1 protein-coding gene is annotated in these 1,099 nt (G+C 63.0%); it reads left to right on the forward strand.

What is annotated here, in order from left to right:
- Positions 1-1,099, forward strand: a 1,099-nt coding sequence (locus A2I95_RS41255) for a ribonuclease J (RefSeq protein WP_291738063.1), incomplete at both ends; no start/stop codon positions are given.

A 1,099-nucleotide genomic window follows, 5' to 3' on the forward strand; every position in this document is an offset into this window, starting at 1 on the left:
GCTCGGCGCAAGATGGAGGAGGCGGGCCACGATCCGGCAAATGTGCAAACCGTGCAGGCCTGGCCCGAAGTGACCAAACTTGGCCCCTTCACCATCGGCGTCGCCCCGATGAGCCATTCCATCCCCGAAAGCGGCGGACTGGTGATCGACAGCCCGGCAGGGCGAGTGGTGCACACCGGCGACTTCAAGCTGGATTCCAATCCGCTGGTCGGCGAGCCGTTTGACCCGGAGATGTGGGCAGAGATCGCCAAGGACGGCATCCAGGCGCTGGTCTGCGATTCCACCAATGTGTTCTCAACCCATCCAGGGCGCTCGGAATCCGAACTGCCGGATGAGATCACCCGGCTGATTTCCGAAGCCAAGGGCCTGGTCGCCGCCACTACCTTTGCCTCCAACGTTGCACGGGTGAAAACCCTGGCCGAAGCCGGGGTGCGGGCCGGGCGGTCAATCGTACTGCTGGGCCGTGCCATGCGCCGGATGATCGAGGCTGCGACGGAAACCGGCGTGCTGGTGGATTTCCCCAAGGTGATCAGCCCCGAAGATGCCAACAATGTGCCGCGCGACAATCTGATGCTGATCACAACCGGCAGCCAGGGTGAACGCCGCGCGGCGTCCGCGCAGCTGGCGCGCGGCAAGTACCGCGGGCTGGAGCTGAAGGAGGGCGACACCTTCCTGTTCTCCTCCAAAACCATCCCGGGCAATGAAAAGGGCGTGATCCGCATTATCAACCAGTTCTCTGAAATGGGTGTGGATGTGGTTGATGACAGTTCCGGCCTTTACCATGTGTCGGGGCACGCCAATGGGCCGGATCTGGAAGCCATGCACAATCTGCTGAAGCCCAGGATGCTGGTGCCGATGCACGGCGAGCACCGCCATTTGCGCCAGCACGCCCGTCTGGGTGAGGCAAAAGGCATTGCCAGCGCGGTTGTGGTCAACGGAATGATGATGGACCTGACCGGCGATGCGCCCAAGGGTGCCGGCTATGTCGACACTGGCCGCACCTATCTGGACGGATCGGTCAAATACGGCGCAATGGACGGCATCGTGCGCGACCGCATCCGTATGGCGCTGAACGGCCATGTGGTGGTGACGGTGCTGC

The sequence above is a fragment of the Leisingera sp. F5 genome, assembly GCF_001593695.1.